Genomic DNA, 26,613 nt, shown 5'->3' with positions numbered 1-26,613 from the left:
TCCACCCCTCGCGGCCACGCCGTCCGATCACAGACAATTCGTAGAATCCGCCACCAGACTCGACACCGTCGCCCTCAGGAAGGAACACCCCGCATGGCCAAGCAGTCCATCTTCGGTCGCATCCAGACCCTCGTCCGCGCGAACGTCAACGCGCTCCTCGACCAGGCCGAGGACCCGCAGAAGATGCTCGACCAGCTCGTCCGCGACTACTCGAACTCGATCGCCGATGCCGAGTCGGCCATCGCCGAGACGATCGGCAACCTGCGCCTGCTCGAGCGCGACCACCAGGAAGACGTCCAGGCGGCGGCCGAGTGGGGCAACAAGGCCCTCGCCGCCAGCCGCAAGGGCGACGAACTGCGCGCCGGCGGCAACCTGAGCGAAGCCGACAAGTTCGACAACCTCGCCAAGATCGCCCTCCAGCGTCAGATCACCGCCGAGGGAGAGGCCAAGGCCGCCGCCCCCACCATCGCCGCGCAGACCGAGGTCGTCGACAAGCTCAAAGACGGCCTGAACGGCATGAAGACCAAGCTCGAGCAGCTCAAGGCCAAGCGCAACGAGCTCACCGCTCGCGCCAAGGTCGCCGAGGCGCAGAACAAGGTGCACGACGCCGTCAAGTCGATCGACGTGCTCGACCCGACGAGCGAGCTCGGCCGCTTCGAAGACAAGATCCGCCGCCAGGAGGCCCTCGCCGCCGGCAAGCAGGAGCTCGCCGCCTCGAGCATCGACGCGCAGTTCAACGCTCTCGAAGACGTCGGAGAGCTCACCGAGGTCGAAGCCCGTCTCGCGGCTCTCAAGGTCGGCGGTCCGCAGCGTGCCGCCATCGACGCACCGAGCCCCGACCAGGTCTGATCCACGACCGCGAGTGCACCGCCCGATCGATCAGGCGGTGCACTCGCGTCTCCCGCCGAGGGGAACCGCCATGACCCGATTCATCGTCGCTCCGCAGTGGCAGGGGTCGTCCTCCTCGCGCGCGATGCAGCTCGTCGACGGGGCCGAGGCCATCGCCGGAGACCTGCCGCGCGCCTCGACGATCGTCCTCGAACCCCCGACCGAAGCCGGCGACGCGCAGGGCACCCGTGTGCAGCGCCACAGCGCGATCGTTCGCATGCGCGAGCGCATCGAGGAAGCCGTCCGTAGCTCCGACGAACCCGCCGTGGTCGTGGGCGGCGACTGCGGAATCACCCTGGGGGCCGTGTCGGCGATCGCGGGAGACGATCTCGCGGTCGTGTGGATCGACGCTCACCCCGATCTGAACACCCCCGAATCCTCCCCCAGCGGAGCGTTCACCGGCATGGTGCTGAGGGCTATCGCCGGGGAGGGCGAGGCGCTCCTGCGCCTCGAGCCCGGCATCGCACCCTCGCGCCTCGTGCTCGTGGCCCCCCGTGCGTGGGATCCCGAAGAAGAGGCTTTCGTCACCGCCCACGGGATTACCGTGGTCCGCGCCGAGGAGCTCGTCTCCCCCGACGCCCTGGCCGACGCCGTCGCCGCCACGGGAGCGACACGTGTGCACGTGCACGTCGGCCTCGACGCCCTCGATCCCGCCGACATCGGCGGCATCGCCCAGGCCGTGCCCTTCGGCGCGCGCACGGCCGAGGTCGTGGCATCCATTCGCCGCCTGCGCGAGCTGCTCCCGCTCGCGGGAGCGACACTGACCGAGTTCTCCCCCTCGAGCCCGGCGGCCGCCGTCGACGACCTGGGGACGATCCTGCGTCTGATCGGAGCACTGGCATGAGCCCCCTCCCCCCGCCCCCGGAGGGCTGGCGAGAGCGGGCCGAACGGGCGGTGGCGCGCGGCCGCCGTTTCGACCGGTTCCTCCCCGGCGTCCTGCTCGACTCCCCCCTCAGCCGCGTCGGCTACTGGTACGGCTGCGCGGTGGGCTGGATCTGGGGGTCGGTGTGGAGCACGGGCCGCATCGAGAAGCGTCTCGGTCTGTGGGTGTTCCGCGGGCTCCCGTCGTGGGCGTTCCCCCGCGGGGGCGTATGCGTGGGCGGCTGCTTCCTCACCGGCGACGACCGGCCGACCGACGTCGTGCTCGGGCACGAGGCGGTCCACAAACGCCAATGGCGTCGGTACGGCTTCCTCATGCCGCTGCTCTACGCCCTGGCCGGGCGCGATCCCCTGCGCAATCGGTTCGAGATCGAGGCGGGACTCGTCGAGGGCAACTACGTCCGCCGCGGGGATTGACCCACCGAACGAGAGCTACCGGCCCGAGGGATTCTCCCCGCGCACGATCACAGCGAACGGGGCGGATTCCGAGCGAGACGGCGCGTATCGACCAGCCGGCATCCGTCGAGGAGCGTGGGTGGCGCTTCAGCGCGCGGTGGCGAGGCCGAAGCGCTCGGGAGTGTGAATGGCCTGCGCGTCGACGCCGTGACGCGCGACGAGCTCGTCCACGATCTCGGCGGTGCCGAGGTATGCGCCGAGCAGGATGACGCGCGTGGCGTCGTCATCGCAGCACAGCATCTCGCCGGCCCAGCCCGAGACGGCGCGGGCGAGGGCTTCACCGGCTGCGCAACCGCGACCGGTACCGGGGGCACCGCCGCGACGCGAGCGGTCGAGCCAGGTCAGGGTCATGCGGGCGGGGGCCGTGATCGACCCGATCCACGACGCGTCGGGGACTTCGACGAACACGCGGCCGGTCGAGCAGATCGGCAGCGTCGCGAGCAGGGCTTCGAGCTCGGCGAGCGAGGTCTCGTCGGCCGTCACGAGGTGCTGCACGCGCGTGTGACGCGAGGCGCGACACGCTGCCGCATTGTGCTCGGTGGGGATCGACATGATGCCTCCACTATACCCGCGACATAGGTTTGCCTAACCTGTGTCCCTGCCCACTATCTCGACATCGACACGATGCCGCGGGGGCGGCCCGGTCAGTCGATCAGCACCTCTCGCAATCGGTCGATCTCGCCCTGGGACATCCCGTTCGCGCGGAGGTAGCCCGCCGGCGAGCCGAAGTCCCGGTCGACCCGTTGCAGCAGCGCGCGCATGACCGGGGCGGGCGAGCGGGTCGCGAGGGCTTCGGCGTGGACGTTGTCGGGGTGCACGGCGCGGATCGCCGCGAGGACCCGCGCATTGCGCTCGGCGGGGAGGAACTCCTCGGTGCGGGCGTAGTCGGCGATCACCGCCTCTCGATCGACCTCGGCCGCGGCGAGCGCGATCGCGACGGTCACCCCGGTGCGGTCCTTCCCGACGGTGCAGTGCACGAGCGCGGGCTGCGCGCCCAGGATGCCGCGGATCGCCGACACCACCCGCTCTGCGGAATCGTCGACGAGGGCGGCGTACATGTCGTCGAGGCTCAGGTCGCGCGCGAAGAAAGAGGCGACCGAGCCGAGGAACAGCGGCTCGTGCTGGATCTCGACCGCGGTATCGAGGCGGCTGGGAGCATGGGCGACCTCCGATTCGTCGCGCAGATCGATCACGCGTCGGATGCCGAGATCTCGCAGAGTCCGAGCGCCCGCGTCGTCGACGGCGACGAGGTTGCCGGAGCGGTAGAGCACGCCCGCGCGCGTGCGACGCTCTCCCGCCGGAAGTCCGCCGACGTCGCGGAAGTTCACCGCGCCCGAGACGAGCGAGCCGGTCATGCCGCGCCGTCCGCGTGCACGTGAGGCTCGCGCGGGCGCGTCGTCGCCGCCGGCGCGGCATCCGGGGCGACCGGCATCGGAGAGGAAGCGCGGGGCGGCACGGCGTATCGACCCGCGATGGCGACGCGATTGAAGGAATTGATGGCCACGAGCACCCAGCTGAGCGCGACGTACTCGGCCTCGCTCAGGATGCCGCCCGCTTGGTCGTAGACCTCGTCGGGGATGCCGTCCTCGTGGATGAAGGTGAACGACTCGGTCAGCTCGAGGGCGGCTCTTTCGCGCTCATCGAAGACGCCCGACTCCCGCCACGTCGCGATCTGGGCGATCACATCGGCGTCGAGCCCGGCTTTCACCGCGGCATCCACGTGCATACGCACGCAGTAGGCGCACCCGTTGAGCTGGGAGGCATGGATCTGGACGATCTCGCGCAGCCGCGCGTCGATGCCGGCCTCGGCGGCGAGTCGGCCGACGGTGCTCGAGAACGAGCGCAGAGCGGCGTACGCCTCGGGAGCCGACTTCGACAGGTGCACGCGCCGTTCTTCGCCCATGGCCACAGCCTACGGCGGCTCCGCTCGGGTGGGGAGGGAATCGGTGACGCTCCGTGGCGCGGTGGTAGCGGCATCCCGTTCGCGGTGGAAGGCTGTTCCAATGCCCGAGCGCGACGAGTTCTCGTTCCTCCCCGCCCAGGCGGCCGATGTCGGCCGCGAACTCCCTCCCGTCGAACGGGTGCGGCTGACCCTCGCCGACGACCGCACGCTCAGCGGGCTGCGCTGGGGCGGGGCGCCCCCGGTGGTCACGCTGTTGCACGGCGCCGGTTTGAACGCCCACACCTGGGACACGACGCTGCTGCACCTGGGGGTGCCTGCTCTGGCTCTCGACCTCCCCGGCCACGGCGATTCGTCGTGGCGCGATGATGCGGCGTACGTCGCGCGCGTGATCGCCCCCGATGTCGTCTCGGCCCTCGAGCAGTGGACGACGACGCCGCAGGTGCTCGTGGGGCACTCGCTGGGCGGTCTCACGGCGGCCGCGGCCGCGGCATCCCGTCCCGATCTCGTCTCTCGCCTCGCGATCGTGGACATCACACCGGGGGTCGACCCGAGCGCGGGTCCCGCGCAGATCCGCGCGTTCTTCGCCGGCCCCACCGACTGGTCGTCGCGGGAAGAACTCGTCGAACGCGCCCTCTCGTTCGGCCTGGGCGGATCCCCCGAGGCTGCGGCGCGCGGGGTGTTCCTCAACTCGCGTCTGCGCCCCGACGGACGGGTCGAGTGGAAGCATCACTTCGCTCACCTCGCCGCGGCCGCCGCGAACGCCGGGGCCGATGCCACGACCCCGGATGCCGTGAAGGCTGTGCTGTCGACGACCGGATGGGACGACCTGGGCGGGGTCACCGCACCCGTCACGCTCGTGCGCGGCGAGCGCGGTTTCGTCACCGAGACGGATGCCGAGGAGCTCGCGCGGCGTGTGCCCGGGGCCGACGTCCGGGTTCTGTCCACCGGGCACAACGCGCAGGAGGAAGATCCCGAGGGCCTGGCGCGTCTGATCCGATCGCTCCTGACCACCCCCTGACCCGCCGACCCGAACCCGGTCATCCCGCGTCGCGCACCGTCACAGACGGCGTCGAGGGAATACGGGTGAAAGTAGGCTGTTGCCACCCCTGCTCGGCATCCACAGCACCCTGATGCCTCGGCCTGCGAAAGGACACACCCCGCAATGCTGCGCCGCACCGCTCTCGCCACGAGCATGCTCCTGATCGGAGCGCTCCTGCTCACCTCGTGCACCGGCTCGAGTACGACGCCGAACCCCACCGGAGAAGCCGACCCAAACGCCACCCTCACGGTGCGTCTGTCGCTGGAGCCGTCGAACCTCGACATCCGCCGCACGAGCGGCGCCTCGCTCGAGCAGGCTCTCATCGACAACGTCTACCAAGGCCTGGTCACCCGCAACGGCGACGACTCCAACGCGATCGCCCCGGCACTCGCCACGGCGTGGACGGTGTCTCCCGACGGACTCACCTACACCTTCACCCTCCGTCAGGGGGTGACCTTCCACGACGGCAGCGCGCTCACGGCCGACGACGTCATCACCTCGCTGCAGACGGCCAAGGACGACCCCACCATCCAGAACAGCTCCGACCTGGCGAACGTGGCCTCGATCGCGTCCCCCGACGCCTCCACGGTGGTCGTGACGCTCGCGAAGCCCAACATCGACTTCCTCTTCGCGATGACGGGCCGCGCGGGCCTGATCTTCAAGAGCGGCGACACGACCAACTTCCAGACCGCCGCCAACGGCACCGGTCCCTTCCGGGTCGAGAGCCGCAACGCCGGGCAGAGCCTGACCCTCTCGCGCTACGACGGATACTGGGGGGACAAGGCCGGCGTCGCGGAGGTCGTGCTCGACTACATTCCCGACCAGAGCGCCGCGACCAACGCGGCCGTCGCCGGCGACGTCGACGTGGCCCTCGAGATCGACCCCGAGCTGCGCGACCAGATCGAGGGCACGAACAACTTCTCGATCGAATCGGGTCTGACTACCGACAAGGGCACGCTGGCCTTCAACAACCAGCGCGCGCCACTCAACGACCAGCGCGTGCGCGAGGCGCTGCGTCTGGCGATCGACCACAAGGCGCTCATCGACACCCTCGGCTCCGGCAGCGAGCTCTACGGCCCCATCGCCCCGCTCGACCCCGGATGCGAAGACCTGTCGGGAAGCATCTCGTACAACCCCGACCGTGCCCGCGAGCTTCTCGCGCAGGCCGGCGCCGAGAACCTCACCCTGACGCTGACCATCCCCAACGTCTACCCCACGACGATCCCGACCTTCCTCGTGTCGTCGTTCGCCGACGTGGGCGTGACCCTCAAGGTCAACTCGGTCGATTTCAGCACGTGGCTCCAGAACGTCTACAAGAACCACGACTACGACCTGAGCTTCGTGCGCCACGTCGAGGCCCGCGACTTCGGCAACTGGGCGAACCCCTCGTACTACTTCGGCTACGACAACGCCGAGGTGCAGGGCCTGTACGCCCAGGCGTTGGCGACCACCGACCAGCAGCAGTCCTCCGACCTGCTCGCCGAGGCCGCCCGCATCGTGAGCGACGAAGATGCCGCGGACTGGCTGTTCCTGTCGACACCGTTGACCGCGGTCGGCACGAACGTGGCGAACTTTCCGAAGAACTCCCTCAACGTGCGCCTGCCGCTTGCGGGCGTGACGGTCGCGGCGGAGTGATCCGCTACACGCTGACACGGCTGGGCCTGCTGGTGCTGGGCCTGGCCGTGGCCAGCGTGCTGATCTTCGTCTCGCTCCGGGTGCTCCCCGGCGACGTCGCGCAGCTGATCGCCGGCACCGAGGCGACGCCGGAACAGGTGGCCGCGCTGCGCGCGAGCCTGGGCCTGGAGGCCCCGCTCTGGACGCAGTACCTCGATTGGATCGGCGGGCTGCTGCGCGGCGACCTGGGCACCTCGCTCATCACGGGCACGTCCGTCGTCGCGGAGCTGGCAGACAAGGCCCGCGTCACCGTGCCGCTCGCGGCGATGTCGCTCACGGTTGCGCTGATGGTCGGCATCCCCTTCGGCGTTCTCTCCGCTCTCGGACGACGTCGCGTCGGCGGGACGGCGCTCAGCGTCGGGGCGCAGGCCCTGGCAGCGGTGCCCGTGGTGTGGGCGGGAATGATGCTCGTCGTCGTGTTCGCGGTGTGGCTGGGCTGGCTTCCGCCCCAGGGCTTCCCCCGGGCGGGGTGGAACGACCCCGCGGCGGCGTTCCGAGCCCTCATCCTCCCCGCCCTCACCATCGGCGTGGTCGAAGGGGCGATGCTGCTGCGCTTCGTGCGGAGCGCCACCCTCCAAGCGCTCGGTCAGGACTACGTGCGCACCGCCGCCGCGAAGGGTCTCACCCGCACGCGCGCCCTGCTGAGCCACGGTCTGCCCAATGTGGGACTCTCGGTCATCACGGTGCTCGGCCTTCAGATCGCCGGGATCATCGTGGGCGCCGTCGTGATCGAGCAGCTCTTCACCCTCCCCGGTGTCGGGCGCATGCTGGTCACCGACGTCGCCGCGCGCGACCTGCCGAAGGTACAGGGCGAGCTGCTCGCCCTCACGGGCTTCGTCCTTGTGGTCGGCTTCCTCGTCGACCTCACCCACCGCCTCATCGATCCGCGTCAGAGGGAGGCCTCATGACCACCCTCCGGCGCCTCTGGAGTCTGGGCACCGGGCGATTCGGCATCCTGATCGTCGCTCTCGTCGTCGTCACGGCCGTCGTCTCGCTCTTGTGGACCCCCTTCGACCCGGCCTCCGTCGACGCCCGCGCACGCTGGAGCGACCCCGCGTGGCCGCACGTGCTCGGCACCGACAACAGCGGCCGTGACATCGCCAGCCTGCTGATGGCCGGGGCGCGCACGACCGTCGTCGTCGCCGTCGGCGCGGGAGCGGTGGCCTCGGTGCTCGGCATCGCCCTGGCCGCCCTCGGCTCGCTCACCGCGCGGTGGATCCGCGAGAGCGTCGCGGTCCTCGTCGACATCCTCATCGCCTTCCCGGTCCTGATCATCGCCATGATGATCTCGGCCGTGTGGGGCGGCTCCCTCGCCGTGGTCATCTGGTCGGTGGGTATCGGGTTCGGAGTGAACGTCGCCCGCGTGACACGGCCCGAGCTGCGGCGCGTGCTGCACAGCGACTTCGTGCTCGCGGGACGGGCGAGCGGCCTGTCAAGCGCGCAGAACCTCACGAGGCACCTCCTTCCCAACGTCGCCCCGGTGTTCATCGTGCAGCTGTCGTGGGGCATGGCCGTGGCCGTGCTCGCCGAAGCGGGGCTGTCGTACCTGGGCTTCGGAGCGCCCGTGACCCAGCCCTCGTGGGGTGTGCTGCTCAGTGACCTGCAGGCGTACATCGCCGTGCACCCGCTCACCGTGGTCTGGCCGGGCCTGGCGATCACGCTGACGGTGCTCGGCCTGAACCTGCTGGGTGACGCGCTGCGCGAAGCTGCCGACCCCACCCTGGGCGAGCGCGCTCCCGCCGCGCGTACGCACGTGCCGGGGGTGGTCGCGTGAGCCTCGTCGTGACAGACCTGCGGATCGAGATCGGCGGTCGCGCCGTCGTCGACGGCGTCTCGTTCTCGGTCCCCGGGGGCGCGCGAGTGGGGCTGATCGGCGAGTCGGGATCGGGCAAATCGCTGACCGCCCTGGCGATCCTGGGGCTCTTGCCCGACGGCACGCACGCCTCGGGCAGCATCCTCTGGAACGGCCGCGAGATCCTGGGGCTGCCCGATCGCGAGCTCGCACGCCTGCGCGGCGACGACATCGGCATGGTCTTCCAAGAGCCGCGCACGGCCCTGAACCCCATTCGCACGGTGGGTCGACAGATCGGCGAGTCGGTCCGCATCCACGAGGGTGTCTCGCGCCGCGAGGCGCTTCGTCGCGCCGTCGCCGAGGCGGAGCGCGTCGCGCTCCCCGACCCCGAGCGGCTCGTCTCGCGCTACCCGCACCAGCTCTCCGGCGGCCAGCGGCAGCGCGTCGCGATCGCCATGGCCCTGGCCTGCCGCCCGCGGCTGCTCATCGCCGACGAGCCGACCACCGCCCTCGACGTCACGATCCAGGCGGGGATCCTGTCGCTGCTGCGATCTCTCGTCCAGGATGCCGGGATGTCCCTCGTCTTCATCACGCACGACCTCGCGGTGCTCGCGCAGGTCGCCACCCACGCCGTGGTCCTCGAACACGGACGTGCGGTCGAGGAGGGCCCCGTCGCCGATCTGCTGAAGGCACCGTCGTCACCCGTCACGCAGGCCCTGTTGCGGGATGCGACCGCGACGCTGTGGCATCCCGAGCTCCCCGCTCGCGAGATCGCGACCGAAGAGGCCGAGGGGACCCCGTGACCGAGACGCTGATGCGGGCGCGAGGGCTCTCGCGCACCTACCCCACCCCGCGGACGCGGGGCGTCGGCCGAGCCGAGCGGACCGTGGGTCTCGCCGACGTCGACCTCTCGGTGCTCGCGGGGAGCGCCGTCGGCATCATCGGCGAGTCGGGGTCGGGCAAGTCCACCCTCGTGCGCCTGCTGCTGGGCCTCGACGTGCCGAGCGCGGGAACGGTCGAGGTCGACGGACGCCCCGTCGATGCTCGGGGTTCGGCGCGATCACTGCACTGGCTGCGCCGGGCGACCGGCATCGTGTTCCAGGACCCCTACGCCTCGCTCGACCCCCGCATGAGCGTCGAACGCATCGTCGGCGAGCCGCTGTGGGCGCTGGGGGTCGAGGGCGACCGCCGCGCGCGGGTGCGCGAGGTGCTCGAACAGGTCGGCCTCGACGCCGACATGGCCGCACGCTTCCCGCACGAGTTCTCGGGCGGCCAGCGTCAGCGCATCGCCCTGGCCCGCGCGATCGTCCACCGCCCGCGCATCCTCGTCGGCGACGAGCCGCTGTCGGCCCTTGACGTCACGGTACGCGCGCAGATCCTGCGCCTGCTCGCGCGCCTGCGGGTCGAAGAGGACCTCACCCTCGTGCTCGTCTCGCACGACATCGGCGTGGTCCAGAACGTCTGCGACCAGGTGGTCGTGATGAAGGATGGCCGGGTCGTCGAGCAGGGGCCGACCGAGAAGGTGCTGCTGCAGCCGCAGGCGGCGTACACGCGGCAGCTTTTGGCATCCATTCCGACGCTGCCGGCCTGACGGTCCGTCTCAGACACGACAGACCCTGACTCGAGAACAGGGAACGTCACGAGAACAGGCCGATTCGCCCCCGTTTCCCCTGTTCTCGTCGCATCCCCTGTTCTGGTGCCGGGGGCGAGGCACCGGATGCCGGCATCCGGCGCCTCGGGAGGGTCGCGCTCGGAGGGATCAAGGGATCCCTCGATGTCGGAGGTCGGCGCTACCCTCGGCGCATGACCCCAGGTATCGTCCCCCCGTTCCTGCTCGACCGACTCGCCTCCACCGACGACCCGCGCATGGCACGGGCCGCCGAAGCGGCGCGAAAGACCCTCGCCGTGCCGCGGCCGGCGCGTCCGACGCGAGCGCGCCTGCGGCTGTCCATCGAGGGCGACACCCTCGTGGCCGAGACGGCGCCGGTGCCCGATCGCGTCGTCTCCGACGCGGCGAACACCGAGAACCTCCCGGGTCGTCGCGTGCGCAGCGAAGACGACGCCCCGTCGGGCGACGCCGCGGTCGACGAGGCCTACGACGGTCTCGGCGAGACCTACGACTTTTTCTGGGATGCCTTCGCCCGCGACGGCATCGACGCCGCCGGTGGATCGCTGCTGGCCACCGTGCACTTCGGCGACGACTACGACAACGCCTTCTGGAACGGCGAGCGCATGGTCTTCGGCGACGGCGACGGCGATGTGTTCGTCGGATTCACGCGGTCGCTCAGCGTCATCGCTCACGAGCTCGGGCACGGCGTCACCGAGGCCTCCGGCGGGCTCGAGTACCAGGGTCAGTCGGGCGCGCTCAACGAGTCGCTTTCCGACGTGTTCGGTGCCCTCGCCGAACAGCATCACCTCGGCCAGAGCGCCGACCAGGCATCGTGGCTCATCGGCGAGGGCATCTTCGCCGCCCCGGTGCAGGGCGAGGCCCTGCGCTCGATGAAGGCACCGGGCACCGCCTACGACGACGACGTGCTCGGCAAAGACCCGCAGCCGGGGCACATGCGTGACTACGTCGAGACGACCGACGACAACGGCGGGGTGCACATCAACTCGGGTATCCCGAACCGGGCCTTCTACCTCGCCGCGACCGCGCTCGGCGGGTTCGCGTGGGAGCGCGCCGGTCTCATCTGGTACCGCACGATCACCGCGGGCACGCTGTCGCCCACCGCCGATTTCTCGGTGTTCGCGGCCGCCACCCTGTCGGCCGCGGCCAGCGAGTACGGTGAGAAGTCGGAGGAGGTCGCCGCCGTCCGTGCCGCGTGGGCCGGGGTCGGCGTCGAGGAGGATGCCCGAGCCTGACGACGAAGAGCGCTGGAGCGTACTCGTCGTGCGCTCGGGAGGTATCGCGGGGCTTTCGAAGCAGTGGCGGGCCGAGCCCGATCGCGACCGGCTCCCCCGGTGGCGGCAGCTCGTCGAGAGCTGCCCCTGGGACGCCCCTTCCCCCGGCTCCCCCGGCGCCGATCGCTACCAGTGGCGCATCGAGGTGCACCGGGGCGACACCGCCGTCCACCAGGCGCGGCTGGGCGACGGGCAGCTCGAGGGGCCGTGGCGCACGCTGGTCGACGAGGTGCGGCAGGCCGCTCCGTCGCCGCCGCGCGGGCGCTGAGGCCGCGTCGAACGCAGCGGGACATTCGACCGCGGATCACGCGTCCTGGCCGCCGACCGGGCGTGACGTCGCGGGCGGCCGGCCCACCTCGGCGACGGTGTGACCACTGCACGCGATCGAAAGCGCTGTCGCCCGATCGATCCGCGCGACGGCGAACCACCTCATCGCCTCGCGCAGGCGGCACCAGCCCACGAGGAACCATCGTCCCTCCCGCGCTGCGAAGAGGACGGGCTCGACGTCGCGGGTGGTCACCGTCCCCGTCTCCGCGGTGTACCTGACGCGCACCACCCGCTGCTCGGTGAGCGCTTCCTCGAGCGCGGATCGCACCGCCCGCGACGGCGCGGCGGGGGCGTCGACCCACACACGAGCGGCCAGCTCGTCTGCCCGTGCGCGCGTCCGCGGGTCGACGACGTCGAGGATCTTCGCCACACCCGCGCGCGCCAGATCGTTGTAGGGGGCGTCGGGATTCGCGGCGACGGCCGCCGTGAGGGCGACCGCCTGCGCCGGAGAGAGCGTCACCGGCGGAAGCGACGAACCGACCGCGAGACCGTACCCGCCACCGGGACCCGGCCGCGACCAGATGGGCGCACCGCTGCGCTCGAGTGCGGCCAGGTCGCGCTTGATCGTCCGCACCGAGACGGCGAACTCACGGGCCAACCGCTCGGCCGAACTGCCGTGGACGCCCCGCCTTCGCAGCATCTCGGTCAAGGCGTGCAGCCGCTCCGCCCGCTTCATCGTCGCTCGATGCCAAAATTCATGCCAGTAATGGTGACATACCGTTGCCCCTCGCCGCTTGCATGCTGGGCGGATGAACACCACCGCAGTCCTTCCGCCCCTCGTCCTCATCCCCGGCCACTGGCTCGGCGCCTGGGCGTGGGACGACGTCCTCCCCCATCTCCACCCCGCCCGCGCGACGGCTCTGACCCTGCCGGGTCTCGACCCTCGCGATCCGGCCCGGGCCGACCGCACGCTCGACGAGCAGGTCGACGCCGTCCTCGAGGTGCTCGCGCACCTCGACGAACCCGCGATGCTCGTCGCGCACAGCGGCGCCAACGCTCCGGTGAGCCTGGTGCTCGACCGGCATCCGGAACTCGTCCGCCGGGTCGTCTGGGTCGATTCCGGCCCCTCGGCACCGGGAGTCGCGTTCGCCGCCGACCTGTCGTCCGAGGTTCGCGCTGTCCCCCTGCCGCCCTTCGACGCCCTCGGGCAGCAGGCGAGCCTCGAGGGCCTGAACCCAGCCGCGCTCGAGCGGTTCCGCCGCGACGCCGTCGCCGAGCCCGGTCCGGTGCTGCGCCAGTCGGTGCAGCTCACGAACCCCGCCCGGCACGACGTGCCGACCACCCTCGTGTGCTGCTCCCTTCCCCGCGCGCAGGTCCGTGAGCTCGCGCACGCGGGTCACCCGATGTTCGCCGAGGTGGCGATGTTGACGCACGTCGCGAGCATCGACCTGCCGACCGGCCACTGGCCCATGTGGTCACGTCCGCGCGATCTCGCCGAGGTCATCCTCGCCGCCGCCCGCCAGGACTGAGCCCGGCCGGGCGGGCCGAACTCCGGAGAAATGCCGCGCGTCGCCCGTCGCGAGCGCGGCGAACGGCATCCTGACGCGAAATCTCCGGAGTTCGGCACGCCCGCTCGAACCGGCTCAGCCGAACAGCTTCCGCCGCTTCTTCTTCGACGGGATGCTCTTCTGCAGATACACGACCCCGAGCCACCGCCCGAACTTGAACCCCACTCGGCCCATCCGCCCCACCTCGTTGAAGCCGAGCTTCTCGTGCAGGGCGATCGAGGCGTCGGCCCCCTTGTCGCTGATGGCCGCGACCATCTCGCGGATGCCGAGGTCTTGGCACGCCGCGACGAGCGCCTCGAGCAGAGCGCGCCCGAGGCCTTTGCCCGCGGCCGCCTGCCCCAGGTAGATCGAATTCTCGACCGTGTAGCGGTACGCCGACTTCGACTGCCACGGCTGCACGAGCGCGTACCCGAGGATCTGACCGCTCGGCGACTGGGCGACGAGGAAGGGCAGCCCGAGCTTGTGGAGGGTGGCGAACTTGTCGCGCCACTTCGCGAGGGACCACGCCTTCTCGTCGAAAGTCACCACCGAGTTGCGCACGTAATAGTTGTAGATCTCGCGGATGTCGGGAACGTCGGCCTCGGTCGCCGGGCGGATCTCGAACGCGAAGGGTTGCTCGGGCTTCGGCGTCGGGCGCAGGTGGGCAGGCAACCGCCGCCGGCTCTTCTCGTACTCCTCTTCCAGCACCCCGCAACTCTACGGGCGTCGTGGTTTCGCGCGTGTGACGGATACGATCCCGGGGCGGGTTCGCCGCCCCGTGGCATCCCGTGTAGAGGACCTCAGGCGGGGATGCGCCAGTCCACGGGCTCGGCGCCCTGTTCTTCGAGCAGCGCGTTCACGCGCGAGAACGGACGGGAACCGAAGAAGCCGCGACTCGCCGACAGGGGCGACGGGTGCGGCGACGCAACGATCGCCGTGTCGCCGAGCAGCGGCGTCAGACCCTGGGCGTCCTTGCCCCACAGCACCGCCACCAGCGCAGAATCCCGCGCGACGAGACAGCGGATGGCGTGCTCGGTCACCCGTTCCCACCCCCACCCGCGGTGGGATGCCGGAGCCCCCGGTGCCACGGTCAGCACCCTGTTGAGCAGCATCACGCCCTGAGCGGCCCACGCCGAGAGATCACCGTGCGGCGCGGGGGCGACACCCAGGTCGTCGGAGAGCTCGCGATAGATGTTCGACAGGCTCCGCGGCAGCGGCCGCACGTGCGGGTCGACCGCGAACGACAGGCCGATCGGGTGGCCGGGGGTCGGATACGGGTCCTGCCCGACGACGAGCACGCGCACCGCATCGAGCGGGGTGCGAAAAGCGCGCAGCACGAGGTCACCGGCGGGGAGGTACGGCTTGTCCTCTGCCCGGAGGCGGTTCCCGACCGAGGCGATGTCGGCGGCCACCGGCTCGAGCGCCTCGACCCATGAGGGGTCGATGAGGCCCGCGTCCGCGAGTTCGGCGAGCGTCATCGCGCTCACGCGGCGTCTTCCTCCTGCACGGATCCGAGGTGCGACCAGGGGAACTCGATCCACAGGGAGGTGTCTCGCCACGAGTAATCGGGGGCAATGATCGTCGTGGGCTTCGTGTAGATCACCGCGGAGCGCACGTCGGCGCCCTGCCGATTCAGGAGTTTCACGGCGAGATCGAGCGTGCGGCCGCTGTCGGCGACGTCGTCGACGAGGAGCACCCGTCGTCCCGTGAGGTACGACAGGTCGAGGGCCGGGGGCAGCACCTCGGGGGCATCGAGCACGGTGCCCACGCCCGTGTAGAACTCGACGTTCAGGGCTCCGCAGTTCTTCGCCCCGAGGCCGTACGCGATGGCCCCTCCCGGCAGCAGTCCACCGCGGGCGATCGCCACGACCACCTCGGGCTGGAAGCCGTCGGCCACGATCGCCCGGGAGATGTCGCGGGTGGCCCTTCCGAAGTCGTCCCAGCTCAGGCGTTCGCGTTCGTCCGTCACGGCGGATTCCTCTCCTCGTCTGCATTCACCCTAGGGGGCGCGGCGGGGAAGGCCGTCTACGAGCGCGAACCCACCGGGAGGATCATCGAGGTCGTCCCCGGGATGTCGACGAACCCGATCGCCGCCCAGTGCGCACGGTCGGCCCAGAACCCGGTCGATCCGTCGCTCCCCGTTCGCCGTGTGGTGAGCAGCGCGATGGTGTCGCCGTCGAACACCCGGGCGATGATGCGCACGAGCTCGTGACTCAGCGACGGTCCCTGGAGAGGGTCCTCGACGTGGACCGAGGAGATGATGCAGAGGTTGTCGGTGAACAAGGAGGATTCGTCGACCAGGGAGATGAGTTCTCGGTCGACGAACGCGGAACTGATCGATGTGAGGTCCGCCCCGGCATCCCGCAGCTGCTCGACCCAGCGCGGGTTCGCGTAGTGCACGCGGTACACGGTCGCCTCGGCCGAGCCGGGCTCGCCTGCGAGGAGGGCGACACCCCCGGTACGAACCGTCGTCGCGTGCCAGATTTCGGGATCGACGTCGTTGCCGGTGGTGCGAAGCGTGAGCTGGAACGCGGTCGCATCCGGGTCGGGCTGTTCTGCCATATGGCCCCCACGGCCTGTCGGAGTGTCGGGAGGCACTCGGCTTCTTCCCGACCATAGCGAAACGGTGCCCCGGACTTCTCATCTTCCGCGCTGGGAATGCAAGGTGGTATGCGGTAGGCGGTGGGCAGAAAAGCGCGCGAAAACGGGCGCCAACAGCATTCTTGCGCCGAAATTCGGGCAATCCTCACACAAAGATGAGAAGACGCTAATGTAAATCTCAGACAGAGATCGGCCCACCGGCACGCCTTTTCCCCCTCAGGAGCCCGACGCAGTGAGCAGTACCTACATCGAAACCGGCGGACAGGTTCGGGTCTACGACTCCGGCGTCCAGGCTCACGATTCCCTCCCCCTCGGTACCTACCGCGTGCGATACAGCATCAAGGAGGGCTTCAGCCTCCTGCGCACCGAGAACCTCGGCGTGGGTTCGGAGAAGGTCTACGGCCGCCGCGAGGCCAAGGTCGACAAGATCTTCCGCACCTACGCCCGCTTCGAACGCAACCTCGGCGTGATGCTCTCGGGCAACAAGGGCCAGGGCAAGTCGATGTTCTTGCGCATGCTGGCCGCTCGCGCGATCGAGAGCGACATTCCCGTCGTTCTCGTCAGCGAGGATGCCGAGGGCATCGTCGACTTCCTCGAGACCCTCGACGAGTGCCTCGTCATCTTCGACGAGTTCGAGAAAACGTTCTCGTCCGGCCGCACCCCGCTCGACGGCCCCAACCGTCAGAACCAGTTCCTGACGCTGTTCGACGGGACGTCCTCGGTCAAGCGGATCTACTGCCTGACCGTGAACGACGTGCAGGACGTCAGTCATTACATCGTCAATCGACCGGGTCGATTCCACTACCACATGCGGTTCGACTACCCGAGCCCCGACGACGTGCGCGAGTACCTCCGCGACCAGGCGCCGCACGCCGCCGCATGCGAGATCGAGAACGCCGCGCTGTTCTCGCGCCGCGTCAACCTCACGTACGATCACCTGCGCGCGATCGCCTTCGAGATGAACCACCCCGACGCCACGTTCACCGACATCGTCGAGGATCTCAACATCAAGGCGGTCGAGCCGAGCACCTACCGCGTCGAGGCCACCTACCTCGACGGTTCGGTCCTCGCGGACGAATCGGTCCTCAACCTGCACGAGCGCAGCGACGTGAGCCGCACCGTCGAGCTGCGCGGCACCCACCGGGTGCTCTTCTTCTCGTTCGCTCCCCGGGATGTGGTCTTCGAGGACGACGGCAACATCACCGTCCCCATCCACAAGATCGAGGCGTTGGACGAGGACGAAGAGATCCCGGAGGAGCTCCCGACGCGCATCACCCTCACCCTCGTCGGGCAGGCCAGCTACTCGTTCGAGCGCTGAGTCCCTCAGTCGTCGAGGTCGCGGGGCTGCGTGACCCTCTTGTTGACCTCGCGGGTCGCGGAGAACTTCAACACGCTGTAGTCCTCGACCCGGCCCCGGCTCTCGGGATTGTCGCGAATGTTCAGCACGACATTGTGTCCCTTGTGCGACTGCGCGTAGAACTTGCCGAAACCCGTCAACGTGACGCGGTTGCCGGCATTCACCAGATCGAGAATCTCCCCGAAGATCGCTTCGTACGCCAACTGCGTGACCTTCGGAGACAATCCGGCGCGGTGGGACACGCGCTGGATGAATTCTCGCTTGCTCACCTTGGGCTCATCGGTTCTCATGACGGGCATTGCTCACCATCCCCTGCTCTTGTGCTCGGTTACGAACGTATGCGTCGACAACGTCGCGGGCAGAGGGGGTTGCCTCGCCGGTCGCGACGCGCACGTCATCGGCATCGTCGTTCGGGTAGACGAAACCGGGGTGGGCAGACGGGTGCGGTGAAGCTCCGGCCGCCGGACGGGCGACGCCACCGCGTTTCGGGTCGCGGGGGCGAATCGTCGTTTCTGCTCGTATTCGCGTCGATCCTACTCGCTTCGTCGACGTGGGAGCGTCGTGTTACTCGGCTCGCTCCCTGCTCGTCGATTCACGCGGTCAGACGAGCACGGATCGGATACACCGTGTCGTCGAAGATGACCTGCGCGGCCGCCCCCGTCCGTGCATTGACGAGGATCGGTGCCCGCAGGTTGACGAAGACGCCGTCCTCCCCGGGGTTCGCGACGACGAACATCCGCACCTCGTCGGCCGCCGCGCCGATGTCGACGAGCGCTGCCGCGGCGAGGGGAGGATCGTAGGACAGACCGCCGCTTGCGGGGTCGAGCAGGAAAAGACGCACGTCGTCGGTCGTGGAGCGAAGGGCGTACAGGCCCTCGGCTCCCTCGATCGGTTCCAGGAGGAAGGACGTCCGCGGCGCGAGACCGGGAAGCGACTTCGCGAACTCGACGTCCACGCTCGACAGGGGCAGGGCGGTCGTCATCTCACGAACTCCAGGAGAGTGGTCTGCAGGGTCTTGGCGGTGACCTGCAGGGCGGACTGATACACGAGCTCGGCGGACTTCAGCTTGATGTAGACCTCCAGGGTGTCGACGTTCTCGACCTCGGCGCGACGCGCCTCGATGTCCACGCCGACGCTCGCGTTCGTGGCCTGCGCGCGCTCGATCTGCGCCTGGCGCGCGCCCGCGACTCCCCGTGCGGTGACCAGCTGCTTCAGGTGGGCGTCCACCTCGGTGAGGCGCGAGCCCACGTCCGTTCCCGCCCGCAGGTCCGCGGCGACCTTCTGGAGGGTGGCGAAGACGCTGGCCCCGCCCACCCCGAACGCGTCCGCACCATCGAGGTCGACGCGCACCCTCTCGTTCTCCGAGATGCGGCGATCGACCGCCGCCCCCGGCACGCCGGTGAAGGCGAAGGTCGCGGGATCGAAGGCGCGACCGCTGTCGTCGGTGCCGGCGAACACGGTGCGACCGAGCACGGTGGTGTTGGCGTGAGAGAGGAGCTCGAGGCTCACGCTCTCGAGTTCGGCCGCGATCGAGTCGCGCGCGGCAGGGCTGAGCGCCCCGGAGTTGGCTCCCTGGGCGGTGAGATCGCGCGCGCGGTTGAGCAGGTCGATGCTGGCGCCCAGTGCCGTGTCGGCCGTGGTGACCCACGTCAGCGCGTCGCTGATGTTGCGGGCGTACTGGGACGCGCGCGACTGCTCCCCGTGCACGCCGAGGATGGCGGCGGCGACGGTCGGGTCGTCGCTGGGTGCGCGGATGGCGAGTTGCGAGGTCGCCTGGTCCTGCAGACGCGCACGGTCGGCCAGGCCCGCCTGGAGCGTGCGCAGAGCCTGCTGATTGACGGTGCTGCTGGTGATTCGTCCGATCACGATGACTCCCGGATCAGCGGCCGACCAGGCCGACGCGGTTGATGAGGATGTCGAGGGCCTCGTCGACGGCGGTGAGCACGCGCGCCGCCGCCTGGTAGGCCGTCTGATAAGTGAGGAGGCTGATGGTCTCTTCGTCTCCGTCGACCGAAGCGTGGGACTGCTGACCCGAGACGGCGGCGATCGCGCTGCGGTCGGCCGTGTCGGCGCGCTGGACATCGCCGGCGACGGCGACTCCGAACCCGGTCACGAAGCTCGCCCACCCCTTGCTGGGGCCCGTCGCTGCTGTGGCGAGGGTCGAGATGCGGTCGGCCACGGAGGTGTCGAGAGCCCCCGCGCCGGGCGCGGCCAAGGCCAGCTGGTCGAGCGAGGTGGGCACCACGGACAATCCGAGGGCTGCGGGCCCGTCCGCCGCGAGCGCGAAGAAGTCTCCCCCGGCGGCGCCCGTCGACGTCTGCCCCGACCGGTGGATCTCGTTGACCGCCTGCGCGAGCGCGGTGGCCGTGGCGTTGTAGGCGTCGGCCACACGCGCGAGGGTGCCCCCGTCGGAGGCCGGTGCGAGGACGCCGATCGCCCCTCCCAGGGATCCGCCGGTGACCGCGACGGGCACCCCCGGCCGATCCGACCAGGAGAGAGTGAGCCCCCCGGCATCGGCGAGAGCACGCGGCCCCTCGATCTGCAGGGTGCGACTCGAGTCGCCGCTGACCAGGGCGTTGCCATCGACCCGCAGGGTCAGAGTGCCGTCGTCTTCGACGCGACCCGTCGCCCCGACGGTCGTGGACAACTGCTGGGCGAGGACGTTTCGTTGGTCGATGAGCTCGTTCGCGCCGCGTCCAGACTGCAGGGCCGAACGGATCTGTCCGTTCAGCGTGGCGACCTGGGTCGCGGCGACGTTGACGACCGCGACATCGCGATCCATCTGCGCGCGCAGGTCGGACCACTGCCCGACGGCGGCGTCGTAGCCGGCCGCGATCTGGCCGGCGAGCACGCGGGCGTTGGTGAGGACGACCTGAGCGGCCGCCGGCTCGGGGGTGTTGGCGAGGTCGGACCACCCGGACCAGAAGCGGTTCAGGTTGGCGGCCAGGCCGTCTTTCGTCGGCTCCGCCATCGCGGCTTCGGCTTTCTGCGCCGCCGAGGACCGCGCCGACCAGAATCCGGATGCCGAGAGGGCATCGCGGACGCGCGCGTCGAGCACCTCGTCGCCGAGGCGGGCGATGCCCTGCACGGAGACACCGTCTCCGACGGAGAGTCCCGTCGACCACAGCCCCGCCGTGCCGGGAGCGCTCACCGACGACTGCTCGAGGCGCTGACGGGTGTAGCCCGGGGTGGTCTCGTTGGCGATGTTCTGCCCGGTGACGGTCATCCCGGCTCGCGCGGCGGCGAGAGCGGAAGCGGCCACGTTGAGTCCTGCGAAGGTCGACATCGTCTACACCTGCACGTCGAGCAGTCGGGACCCGGCGCCCGCGACGCGCGATCCGCTCGCCGCGTACTCGCCCGTGGGTTCGCCGAGGCCCGCGATGGTCTCTTGCGTGACCCGCAGGGCCGTGCGCAGGTGCTGGTTGACCGAGCCCTTCTTCTCCGCGATCTCCGCGGCGAGACCCGACAGGGCGTCGTGGTGTGATCCGAGCACCTCGCGCCATGCATCGGTGGGGGCGACGTCGACGAGCTCGCGCAACGAGGTCGCCTCGGGGACGCCCCATTCGGCGGCGACATCGACGAAGAGGGCGTCACGCTCGATGGTGCCCGCTGTGAGGGCCTTGGCCACGCGGTCGACCTCGACGGTGGCGTGCTGGATCCAGCGCGTCCTCCCCGTCGACAGGAGCAACTCGAGTTCTTCGAGCTTGAACAGCATGAGCTCGAGCACCTCGCGCTGACGCAGCAGCTGCATGCTCAGGTCGGTAGCGGACACGTGAGTCACCTCGTTCGGGTCGAGTGGCGGGGCGGGTGCGCCCACCACGGGACCGACTATCGCGACGCGGCGACGCGCGAGTAACCCGTCAGTCCGATGCCCCGGCGCGCGCTCCCCCGCGCAGGGCGTCGAGCAGGTTGGTCTCGGCGTCCGCGGATCGCGACGCCGAGATGGCATCCTGATTCTCGTTCGAGACCGCCACGACGATCTCGCTGCGGTGGATGCGGGTGTCGCGGGGAGCGTCGATGCCGATGCGCACGCCGGTCGCCGTCACCCCGAGCACCGTCACCGTCACGTCGTCGCCGATCATGATGCTTTCACCGGGGCGTCGGGTGAGTACGAGCATGTGCGTGTGGCCGCCTTCCGTGGCTGAGGCGCCCGCGGCGCCGTCCCCCGCCAGACTACCTTTTCTTCTCGGTTACGAGCGTTCTCGACTCCCCTACGACGCCGGGAGGGCGATCTGCTCGGAGCGGACGACGCCCACGACGTCGGTGGCGAAACCGCCCGCGGCCGCTTCGTCGTAGGACAGGATCGGCATGCCCGCCACCTGTCCGGCCACGAGCGACCGCACGCCCTGGCGCAGTGACGGGGCGCACACGAGCACCGGTTCGCCGCCCACGGGTTCGACGGCGGCCACCGCGCGGCGGACGCCCTCGATCAGCTGCATCGTCTGGTCGGCGTCGAGCACGATCTGCGCGCGACCCTCCACGTGCCGGAGCCCCTCGAGCATCTGCTGCTCGAGGAGCGTGTCGAACATCACCACGCGCAGACGCCCGTCCTGGGCGAAACGCGCGGAGATCGCGGGCCCGAGAGCGCTGCGCGCGGCCTCGACGAGAGCGGGCACCTCCGTGGTCGACTTCGCGCGCAGGGCGAGCGCTTCGTAGATGCGGCCGAGGTCGTTGATCGAGACCCGCTCGGCGAGGAGGCTGGCCAGGACGCGCTGGATGAGAGCCAGCGGGAGCAGCGCGGGGGTCAGCTCCTCCACGACGCTCGGCTGGGTCTGCTTGAGATGGTCGGTGAGCAGGCGGACGTCTTCCAGGGAGAGCAGGCGGTGCGCATGCGCGTGGACGATGTCGGACAGGTGCGTGATGATGACACTGGCCCTGTCGATGACGGTGGCCCCCGCCATGTCGGCGGCGTGCGACATCTCGGTCGGCACCCATCTTCCGTCGAGGCCGAAGACCGGGTCGACCACGGCGGTGCCCGGCAGGTGCTCCAGCCCCGCGCCGATTGCGAGCACATGCCCGCGGGGAACGACGCCGCGGCCCACCTCGATGCCGGCCACCAGGATCGCGTAGGTCTCGGCGGGAAGCCCCACGTTGTCGCGGGTGCGCACCGGCGGCATGAGCGTTCCCAGCTCGAGGGCCACCTTTCGCCGCAGCGACTTCACCCGGGACAGCAGGTCTCCCGCGCCGCCGGCGGCCAGGTCGACGATATCCGGGGAGAGGGAGATCTCCAGGGCGTGAACGCGCATGGTGTCCATGAGGTCGTCGGGGCCCTCGGCGGAGGCGGCCTCCGCCCGTTCGCGTGCCTCGGCGTCGGCCACGTCGGCGGCCGCGCGGTCGGTGTTCGCCTTGACCCGCGAAGCCGCGAACAGCAGTACGGCGCCGATCGCCAGGAACGCGAGGAAGGGCATGCCCGGGATCAGGCCCATCCCGATGGCCGCCATCGCCGTGATCAGAAGGGCGGTGCGCGACTGCAGGAGCTGGCGCCCGGCCGCGCGGCCGAGCTCGGCCTCGGCGTTCTCGCGCGTGACGATCATGCCCGTGGACACCGCCATGAGCAGGGCGGGGATCTGGGTGACCAACCCGTCTCCGATGGTGAGGAGGCTGTAGGTCTCGAGGGCCTTGTCGATGGCCATGCCGTGCATGGTCATCCCGATGATGATGCCGCCCACGAAGTTGATGACGAGGATGACGATGCCGGCGATGGCGTCGCCCTTGACGAACTTGCTGGCGCCGTCCATCGCCCCGTAGAAGTCGGCTTCCGCCGCCACCTCGGCGCGGCGCGCTCGGGCCTGCTCGTCGGTGATGAGTCCGGCGTTGAGGTCGGCGTCGATGGCCATCTGCTTGCCCGGCATCGCATCCAGGGTGAAGCGGGCGCCCACCTCGGCGACGCGCTCGGCGCCCTTTGTGACCACGACGAACTGGATCACGGCGAGGATCAGGAAGATGACGAAGCCGATCACCAGCGAACCGCTGATCGTGATCTGCCCGAAGGCCTGGATGACCTGTCCCGCGTGCGCCTCGCTGAGCACGAGGCGCGTCGAGGCGACGTTCAGGCCGAGCCGGAACAGCGTCGCGACCAGCAGGAGGCTCGGGAAGACCGAGAAATCGAGCGGCTTCTTCACGAACATCGCCGTGAGCAGGATCAGCAGCGCGAAGGCGATGTTGGTCACGATGAGCAGGTCGAGCAGCCCCACCGGGATGGGGACGATGAGCAGCAGGATGATTCCCACCACGCCGACCGGGACGGCGCCCTTCGACAGCAGTTGACCGATCATGCGGTGCCATTCCTTCGTGTCATGGTTCTCGGGCGGCTACAGGCCGCGTCCGGTCAGGGCGGCCGGGGGCATCTCGAACGTCCCCTTGCGCGAGCCCCTCGTCTTCAGGTGTTGGACGAAGGCGAGGACCTGCGCCACGGCGGTGTACAGCTCTTCGGGGATCTCGCGACCGATCTCCACGCTCGCGTGCAGAGCTCGCGCGAGCGGGACGTCGCGCACCAGCGGCACGGCGGCCTCCTGGGCGCGCTCGCGGATCTTCTGGGCGATCACGCCGGCGCCCTTGGCGACGACGCGCGGAGCCGATGTCCCCGGCTCGTAGCGGAGGGCGACGGCGACATGCGTCGGGTTCACGAGCACCACGTCACTGTCGGCCACCGCGGCGATCATGCGGTTGCGACTCACCGCGAGCTGACGCGCTCGACGTTGCGAGCGGATGAGCGGGTCGCCCTCGCTCTTCTTGTGCTCGTCGCGCGCTTCCTGCTTGGTCATGCGGGTGTGCTTGCGGTTGCGCGAGATCACCACGAAGACGTCGATCGCCGCCAGGAGCAGGCCCACGACCACGGCCACCTGCAGCAGCGTCGCCACGGCCTGACCCGCCACCTCGAGCAGCCACGCGATGCGGTGACGACCGCTCCCCATGAGGATCGGCACGAGTCCGGCGACCACGCTCCACAGCGCCGCTGCGATCGCCGCGGTCTTCAGCAGCGCCTTGATCCCCTCCCAGAGGGCCGCGACGCCGACGGTCCGCCTGAGCCCCGCGACCACGTCGAACTGCTCGACCCGCGCGGGAATGCCCCGCAGATGGATGCCGCCCTGCGCGATCGCCGTGAGGGTCGTGGCCCCCAGCACCACGATCAGAAGCGGCAGGAGCACCTGACCGACCGAGGCGATCGCGCCGCCCAGCGACTCGACGACGGCGCCCACCGACGGGTCCTTCGCCACCGCCCCCACCCGCAGCGTCTGCTCCGTGAGCACCGCCGAGGCCGAGGACAGCGTCGCGGGCATCATCACGCCGGCAGCGCCGATCCCCACCCACGCCGTGAAGTCCTGGCTGCGCCCGATGCGCCCCTTCGCGATCGCCTTCTTCAGTCGCTCCGGAGTCGCTTTCTCGGTGCGCTCCCCGGCATCCGTCCCGCTCATCGGGTGACCCCGATCACGAGTCGGGCGGCCTCGTCCGCGATCGCGGAGACGATCGAGGGCAGGGCGGCGAAGACGAAGCCCACCAGCAGGAAGGTGAGTGCGATCTTGATGGGAAAGCCCAGCGCGAAGGCGTTGAGGGCGGGGGCCACGCGCGAGACGAGACCGAGCCCGACGTCGGCCAAGAACAGCACGATCAGAAGCGGACCTGCGATCTGCACCGCGCTGAGCAGCATCTGCCCCACCGCGGAGGTCAGCACCTCGGCGGGGCGCGACAGGTCCAGCGCCCCCGCGACCGAGACCGCGTCGAACGAGCGGAACAGGCCGCCCAGCACGAGCTGGTACGCGTCCGACGCGAACAGCAGCAGGATGGCGGTCATCTGGAACAGACGCGTGAACTGGGCGCCGTTGACGTTCATGCCCGGGTCGTAGGCCTGGGCGAGTTGAAAACCGCCGAAGGTGTCGACCAGGAAGCCCGCGCCCTGAACGGCGCTGAAGAGCACCAGCACGAGAAAACCGAGCAACGCCCCGACGAGCACCTGGCCCGCGGCCGCGAACAGGAACCCTGCGGTGTCCAGACGCTGGTATCCCGGAACGACCACGGGCGACACCGCCAGCCCGAGTCCCACCCCGAGCATCGCGCGCACCCGCATGGGGATCGAGCCGTGGCTGAAGGGCGGCGCGATCACCAGGAACGCCGTGATGCGCACGATCGCGAGGGCCGTCGCCTCGAGCCACCGGAAGTCGACGGGGATGTTCATCCGCCGCCGTTCAGGAGCGACGGGAGGCGCCCGAAGAGCTCGTGCGTGAAGGCGACGCTCTCGGCGATCATCCAGTTGCCGCAGACCATGAGCGCGATCCCGACCGCCAGCAGCTTCGGCACGAACGACATCGTCATCTCCTGCACCTGCGTGATCGACTGCAGGAGCGAGATGGCGAAACCGACCACGAGGGCGGTGATGAGCAGCGGCGCGCTGAGCTTGGCCGCGAGGATCAGGGCGCTCGCGCCGACGTCGATGACCGCTTCGGGGTTCATGCGCCGCCTCGATAGGACTGCACCAGCGAGGTGATCACCAGGCCCCACCCGTCGACGAGCAGGAACAGCAGGATCTTGAAGGGCAACGAGATCATGACCGGCGGCAGCATCATCATGCCCATCGACATCAGCGCGCTCGAGACGACGAGATCGATCACGAGGAACGGGATGAACACGATGAACCCGATCACGAAGGCCGCGCGCAGCTCGCTGAGCATGAACGCCGGGATGAGGGTGTACAGCGGGATGACCTCGGGGCTGTCCGGGTTGGCCATCTGCGCGGCGCGATGCATCAGCGCGATGTCCTCTTCGCGCGTGAACTGCAGCATCCACGTGCGAAGAGGGGCTTGAGCTGCGTCGAAGGCCTGCCCGAAGTCGATCTGTCCCGCGGTGAAGGGCGCGACGGCGAGCTGGTTGATCTCGGTCAGCACCGGCCACATGATGAACAGCGTCAGGAAGAGGCTGAGCCCCGCGAGCACCTGGTTCGGGGGGATCGACGGCAGCGAGAGCGCGTTGCGGGTGAGCGCGAGCACCACGAAGATCTTCGTGAAGCTCGTCATCATCAGCAGCAGAGCCGGCGCGACGCTGAGGACGGTGATGCCCAGCAGTGTCGTGATGCTGTCGGAGGGCGTGGCGTTGATGCCGTTGATGCTGACGCCGCCCGGCTCTCCGGTGGCCGCCTGAGCCACGCCGCCCGCGACGATGTCGCCGACGAACAGCATGGCCACGACCGCGAACAGCATCAGGATGCCGGCACCCCGACGCCCGCGGGAGCGCCGACGTCGGCGGGGCGCGATGCGCGACGAGGGAACGGGCAAGACGGCACTCCGTGCGTGGGTGACGAGGCCGATCCGTAGCCAG

The 26,613-nt window shown here is 70.0% G+C and carries 32 protein-coding genes; 13 read left to right on the top strand and 19 right to left on the bottom strand.

All coding sequences use genetic code 11. From position 1 onward, the window contains the following. Positions 1–93 precede the first annotated feature (93 nt). From OVA17_RS10415 to OVA17_RS10405, 3 genes are all read left to right on the top strand, one after another. Positions 94–849 carry a PspA/IM30 family protein gene (locus tag OVA17_RS10415; RefSeq protein WP_074694165.1) on the top strand — a complete coding sequence of 252 codons (756 nt, stop codon included), beginning with the start codon at positions 94–96 and terminating at the stop codon, positions 847–849. A gap of 70 nt (positions 850–919) precedes the next feature. Continuing rightward, positions 920–1,732 carry an arginase family protein gene (locus OVA17_RS10410; protein WP_267786492.1) on the top strand — a complete coding sequence of 271 codons (813 nt, stop codon included), beginning with the start codon at positions 920–922 and terminating at the stop codon, positions 1,730–1,732. Continuing rightward, the gene (locus tag OVA17_RS10405) at positions 1,729–2,184 is read left to right on the top strand and encodes a Fe-S oxidoreductase (protein WP_267786491.1); all 456 of its coding nucleotides are present in this window, start codon (positions 1,729–1,731) and stop codon (positions 2,182–2,184) included. Before OVA17_RS10410 ends, OVA17_RS10405 begins: the two co-directional genes overlap by 4 nt. A 126-nt stretch (positions 2,185–2,310) precedes the next feature. On the opposite strand, the gene OVA17_RS10400 is transcribed toward OVA17_RS10405, so the two are convergent. The 3 genes from OVA17_RS10400 to OVA17_RS10390 form a co-directional block, all read right to left on the bottom strand. Next, positions 2,311–2,775: an SIP domain-containing protein gene (locus OVA17_RS10400; RefSeq protein ID WP_267786490.1), complete on the bottom strand. Its 465-nt coding sequence runs from the start codon at positions 2,773–2,775 to the stop codon at positions 2,311–2,313. A gap of 92 nt (positions 2,776–2,867) precedes the next feature. Further along, on the bottom strand, positions 2,868–3,578 hold the full coding sequence (locus OVA17_RS10395; RefSeq protein WP_267786489.1) for a tyrosine-protein phosphatase: 711 nt from the start codon (positions 3,576–3,578) through the stop codon (positions 2,868–2,870). Continuing rightward, complete coding sequence (locus tag OVA17_RS10390) at positions 3,575–4,126, bottom strand: carboxymuconolactone decarboxylase family protein (RefSeq protein ID WP_267786488.1); 552 nt, start codon at positions 4,124–4,126, stop codon at positions 3,575–3,577. The genes OVA17_RS10395 and OVA17_RS10390 overlap by 4 nt, the downstream gene beginning before the upstream one ends. A 100-nt stretch (positions 4,127–4,226) precedes the next feature. On the opposite strand from OVA17_RS10390, the gene OVA17_RS10385 reads away from it, so the two are divergent. The 8 genes from OVA17_RS10385 to OVA17_RS10350 all read left to right on the top strand — a co-directional run bounded on the left by OVA17_RS10385 (position 4,227) and on the right by OVA17_RS10350 (position 11,800). Beyond that, positions 4,227–5,144 (top strand): alpha/beta fold hydrolase, encoded by a 918-nt coding sequence (locus tag OVA17_RS10385; RefSeq protein ID WP_267786487.1) that lies wholly within the window; start codon positions 4,227–4,229, stop codon positions 5,142–5,144. A 144-nt stretch (positions 5,145–5,288) separates the two neighbouring features. Next, positions 5,289–6,800 (top strand): ABC transporter substrate-binding protein, encoded by a 1,512-nt coding sequence (locus OVA17_RS10380; protein WP_267786486.1) that lies wholly within the window; start codon positions 5,289–5,291, stop codon positions 6,798–6,800. Beyond that, positions 6,797–7,747: an ABC transporter permease gene (locus tag OVA17_RS10375; RefSeq protein ID WP_267786485.1), complete on the top strand. Its 951-nt coding sequence runs from the start codon at positions 6,797–6,799 to the stop codon at positions 7,745–7,747. Before OVA17_RS10380 ends, OVA17_RS10375 begins: the two co-directional genes overlap by 4 nt. Next, positions 7,744–8,613 (top strand): ABC transporter permease, encoded by an 870-nt coding sequence (locus OVA17_RS10370; protein WP_267786483.1) that lies wholly within the window; start codon positions 7,744–7,746, stop codon positions 8,611–8,613. The genes OVA17_RS10375 and OVA17_RS10370 overlap by 4 nt, the downstream gene beginning before the upstream one ends. Further along, complete coding sequence (locus OVA17_RS10365) at positions 8,610–9,434, top strand: ATP-binding cassette domain-containing protein (protein WP_267786482.1); 825 nt, start codon at positions 8,610–8,612, stop codon at positions 9,432–9,434. Before OVA17_RS10370 ends, OVA17_RS10365 begins: the two co-directional genes overlap by 4 nt. Continuing rightward, entirely contained in the window at positions 9,431–10,222 is a 792-nt protein-coding gene (locus OVA17_RS10360; protein ID WP_267786481.1) for an ABC transporter ATP-binding protein, read from the top strand. Before OVA17_RS10365 ends, OVA17_RS10360 begins: the two co-directional genes overlap by 4 nt. Before the next feature lie 212 nt (positions 10,223–10,434). Continuing rightward, positions 10,435–11,493, top strand: coding sequence for a M4 family metallopeptidase (locus OVA17_RS10355; RefSeq protein WP_267786479.1), 1,059 nt, complete (start codon positions 10,435–10,437; stop codon positions 11,491–11,493). After that, positions 11,480–11,800, top strand: a complete 321-nt coding sequence (locus tag OVA17_RS10350) for a protealysin inhibitor emfourin (protein ID WP_267786478.1) — start codon at positions 11,480–11,482, stop codon at positions 11,798–11,800. The genes OVA17_RS10355 and OVA17_RS10350 overlap by 14 nt, the downstream gene beginning before the upstream one ends. Before the next feature lie 36 nt (positions 11,801–11,836). Here OVA17_RS10350 and OVA17_RS10345 read toward each other — a convergent pair whose 3' ends face one another. Continuing rightward, positions 11,837–12,535: a helix-turn-helix transcriptional regulator gene (locus OVA17_RS10345; RefSeq protein WP_267786477.1), complete on the bottom strand. Its 699-nt coding sequence runs from the start codon at positions 12,533–12,535 to the stop codon at positions 11,837–11,839. 73 nt (positions 12,536–12,608) lie between these two features. Between OVA17_RS10345 and OVA17_RS10340 the strand changes: the two genes are divergently transcribed. Beyond that, positions 12,609–13,328: an alpha/beta fold hydrolase gene (locus tag OVA17_RS10340; RefSeq protein ID WP_267786476.1), complete on the top strand. Its 720-nt coding sequence runs from the start codon at positions 12,609–12,611 to the stop codon at positions 13,326–13,328. Between the two features lie 114 nt (positions 13,329–13,442). Here the strand turns inward: OVA17_RS10340 and OVA17_RS10335 are convergent, their stop codons facing one another. The 4 genes from OVA17_RS10335 to OVA17_RS10320 form a co-directional block, all read right to left on the bottom strand. Continuing rightward, positions 13,443–14,054: a GNAT family N-acetyltransferase gene (locus tag OVA17_RS10335; RefSeq protein WP_267786474.1), complete on the bottom strand. Its 612-nt coding sequence runs from the start codon at positions 14,052–14,054 to the stop codon at positions 13,443–13,445. 92 nt (positions 14,055–14,146) lie between these two features. Next, a complete protein-coding gene (locus tag OVA17_RS10330; RefSeq protein ID WP_267789381.1) occupies positions 14,147–14,824 on the bottom strand; it encodes a uracil-DNA glycosylase in 678 nt (225 codons plus the stop codon). Positions 14,825–14,829: 5 nt separating this feature from the next. Next, entirely contained in the window at positions 14,830–15,315 is a 486-nt protein-coding gene (locus OVA17_RS10325) for a phosphoribosyltransferase (protein WP_210072021.1), read from the bottom strand. A 56-nt stretch (positions 15,316–15,371) separates the two neighbouring features. Continuing rightward, entirely contained in the window at positions 15,372–15,908 is a 537-nt protein-coding gene (locus OVA17_RS10320; RefSeq protein WP_210072022.1) for a hypothetical protein, read from the bottom strand. 271 nt (positions 15,909–16,179) lie between these two features. Here OVA17_RS10320 and OVA17_RS10315 point away from each other — a divergent pair, with 271 nt between their 5' ends. Beyond that, positions 16,180–17,265, top strand: a complete 1,086-nt coding sequence (locus OVA17_RS10315) for an AAA family ATPase (protein ID WP_267786473.1) — start codon at positions 16,180–16,182, stop codon at positions 17,263–17,265. 5 nt (positions 17,266–17,270) lie between these two features. Here the strand turns inward: OVA17_RS10315 and OVA17_RS10310 are convergent, their stop codons facing one another. The 11 genes from OVA17_RS10310 to fliP all read right to left on the bottom strand — a co-directional run bounded on the left by OVA17_RS10310 (position 17,271) and on the right by fliP (position 26,495). Continuing rightward, positions 17,271–17,603, bottom strand: a complete 333-nt coding sequence (locus tag OVA17_RS10310; RefSeq protein WP_267786471.1) for an HU family DNA-binding protein — start codon at positions 17,601–17,603, stop codon at positions 17,271–17,273. A 293-nt stretch (positions 17,604–17,896) separates the two neighbouring features. Beyond that, on the bottom strand, positions 17,897–18,286 hold the full coding sequence (fliW, locus tag OVA17_RS10305; protein ID WP_267786469.1) for a flagellar assembly protein FliW: 390 nt from the start codon (positions 18,284–18,286) through the stop codon (positions 17,897–17,899). Further along, positions 18,283–19,170, bottom strand: a complete 888-nt coding sequence (locus tag OVA17_RS10300) for a flagellar hook-associated protein 3 (protein ID WP_267786468.1) — start codon at positions 19,168–19,170, stop codon at positions 18,283–18,285. The genes fliW and OVA17_RS10300 overlap by 4 nt, the downstream gene beginning before the upstream one ends. A 13-nt stretch (positions 19,171–19,183) precedes the next feature. Beyond that, positions 19,184–20,590 carry a flagellar hook-associated protein FlgK gene (gene flgK, locus OVA17_RS10295; RefSeq protein WP_267786467.1) on the bottom strand — a complete coding sequence of 469 codons (1,407 nt, stop codon included), beginning with the start codon at positions 20,588–20,590 and terminating at the stop codon, positions 19,184–19,186. Positions 20,591–20,593: 3 nt separating this feature from the next. After that, positions 20,594–21,076, bottom strand: a complete 483-nt coding sequence (gene flgN / locus OVA17_RS10290; RefSeq protein ID WP_267786465.1) for a flagellar export chaperone FlgN — start codon at positions 21,074–21,076, stop codon at positions 20,594–20,596. 88 nt (positions 21,077–21,164) lie between these two features. Next, positions 21,165–21,422: a carbon storage regulator CsrA gene (csrA, locus tag OVA17_RS10285; protein WP_210072028.1), complete on the bottom strand. Its 258-nt coding sequence runs from the start codon at positions 21,420–21,422 to the stop codon at positions 21,165–21,167. A gap of 93 nt (positions 21,423–21,515) precedes the next feature. Then, positions 21,516–23,579 (bottom strand): flagellar biosynthesis protein FlhA, encoded by a 2,064-nt coding sequence (locus OVA17_RS10280; protein WP_267786464.1) that lies wholly within the window; start codon positions 23,577–23,579, stop codon positions 21,516–21,518. Between the two features lie 36 nt (positions 23,580–23,615). Then, positions 23,616–24,719 carry an EscU/YscU/HrcU family type III secretion system export apparatus switch protein gene (locus tag OVA17_RS10275; RefSeq protein ID WP_267786463.1) on the bottom strand — a complete coding sequence of 368 codons (1,104 nt, stop codon included), beginning with the start codon at positions 24,717–24,719 and terminating at the stop codon, positions 23,616–23,618. Continuing rightward, positions 24,716–25,477, bottom strand: coding sequence for a flagellar biosynthetic protein FliR (locus OVA17_RS10270; RefSeq protein ID WP_210072031.1), 762 nt, complete (start codon positions 25,475–25,477; stop codon positions 24,716–24,718). Before OVA17_RS10270 ends, OVA17_RS10275 begins: the two co-directional genes overlap by 4 nt. After that, positions 25,474–25,752, bottom strand: coding sequence for a flagellar biosynthesis protein FliQ (gene fliQ / locus OVA17_RS10265; RefSeq protein WP_267786462.1), 279 nt, complete (start codon positions 25,750–25,752; stop codon positions 25,474–25,476). Before fliQ ends, OVA17_RS10270 begins: the two co-directional genes overlap by 4 nt. Continuing rightward, entirely contained in the window at positions 25,749–26,495 is a 747-nt protein-coding gene (fliP, locus tag OVA17_RS10260) for a flagellar type III secretion system pore protein FliP (protein ID WP_267789380.1), read from the bottom strand. Before fliP ends, fliQ begins: the two co-directional genes overlap by 4 nt. Between the last annotated feature and the right edge of the window lie 118 nt (positions 26,496–26,613).

This window comes from Microbacterium sp. SL75 (assembly GCF_026625865.1).
GTDB lineage: Bacteria > Actinomycetota > Actinomycetes > Actinomycetales > Microbacteriaceae > Microbacterium.
Note: the sequence above shows the minus strand (reverse complement) of the source record. Positions and strands in the feature narration are given on the sequence as shown.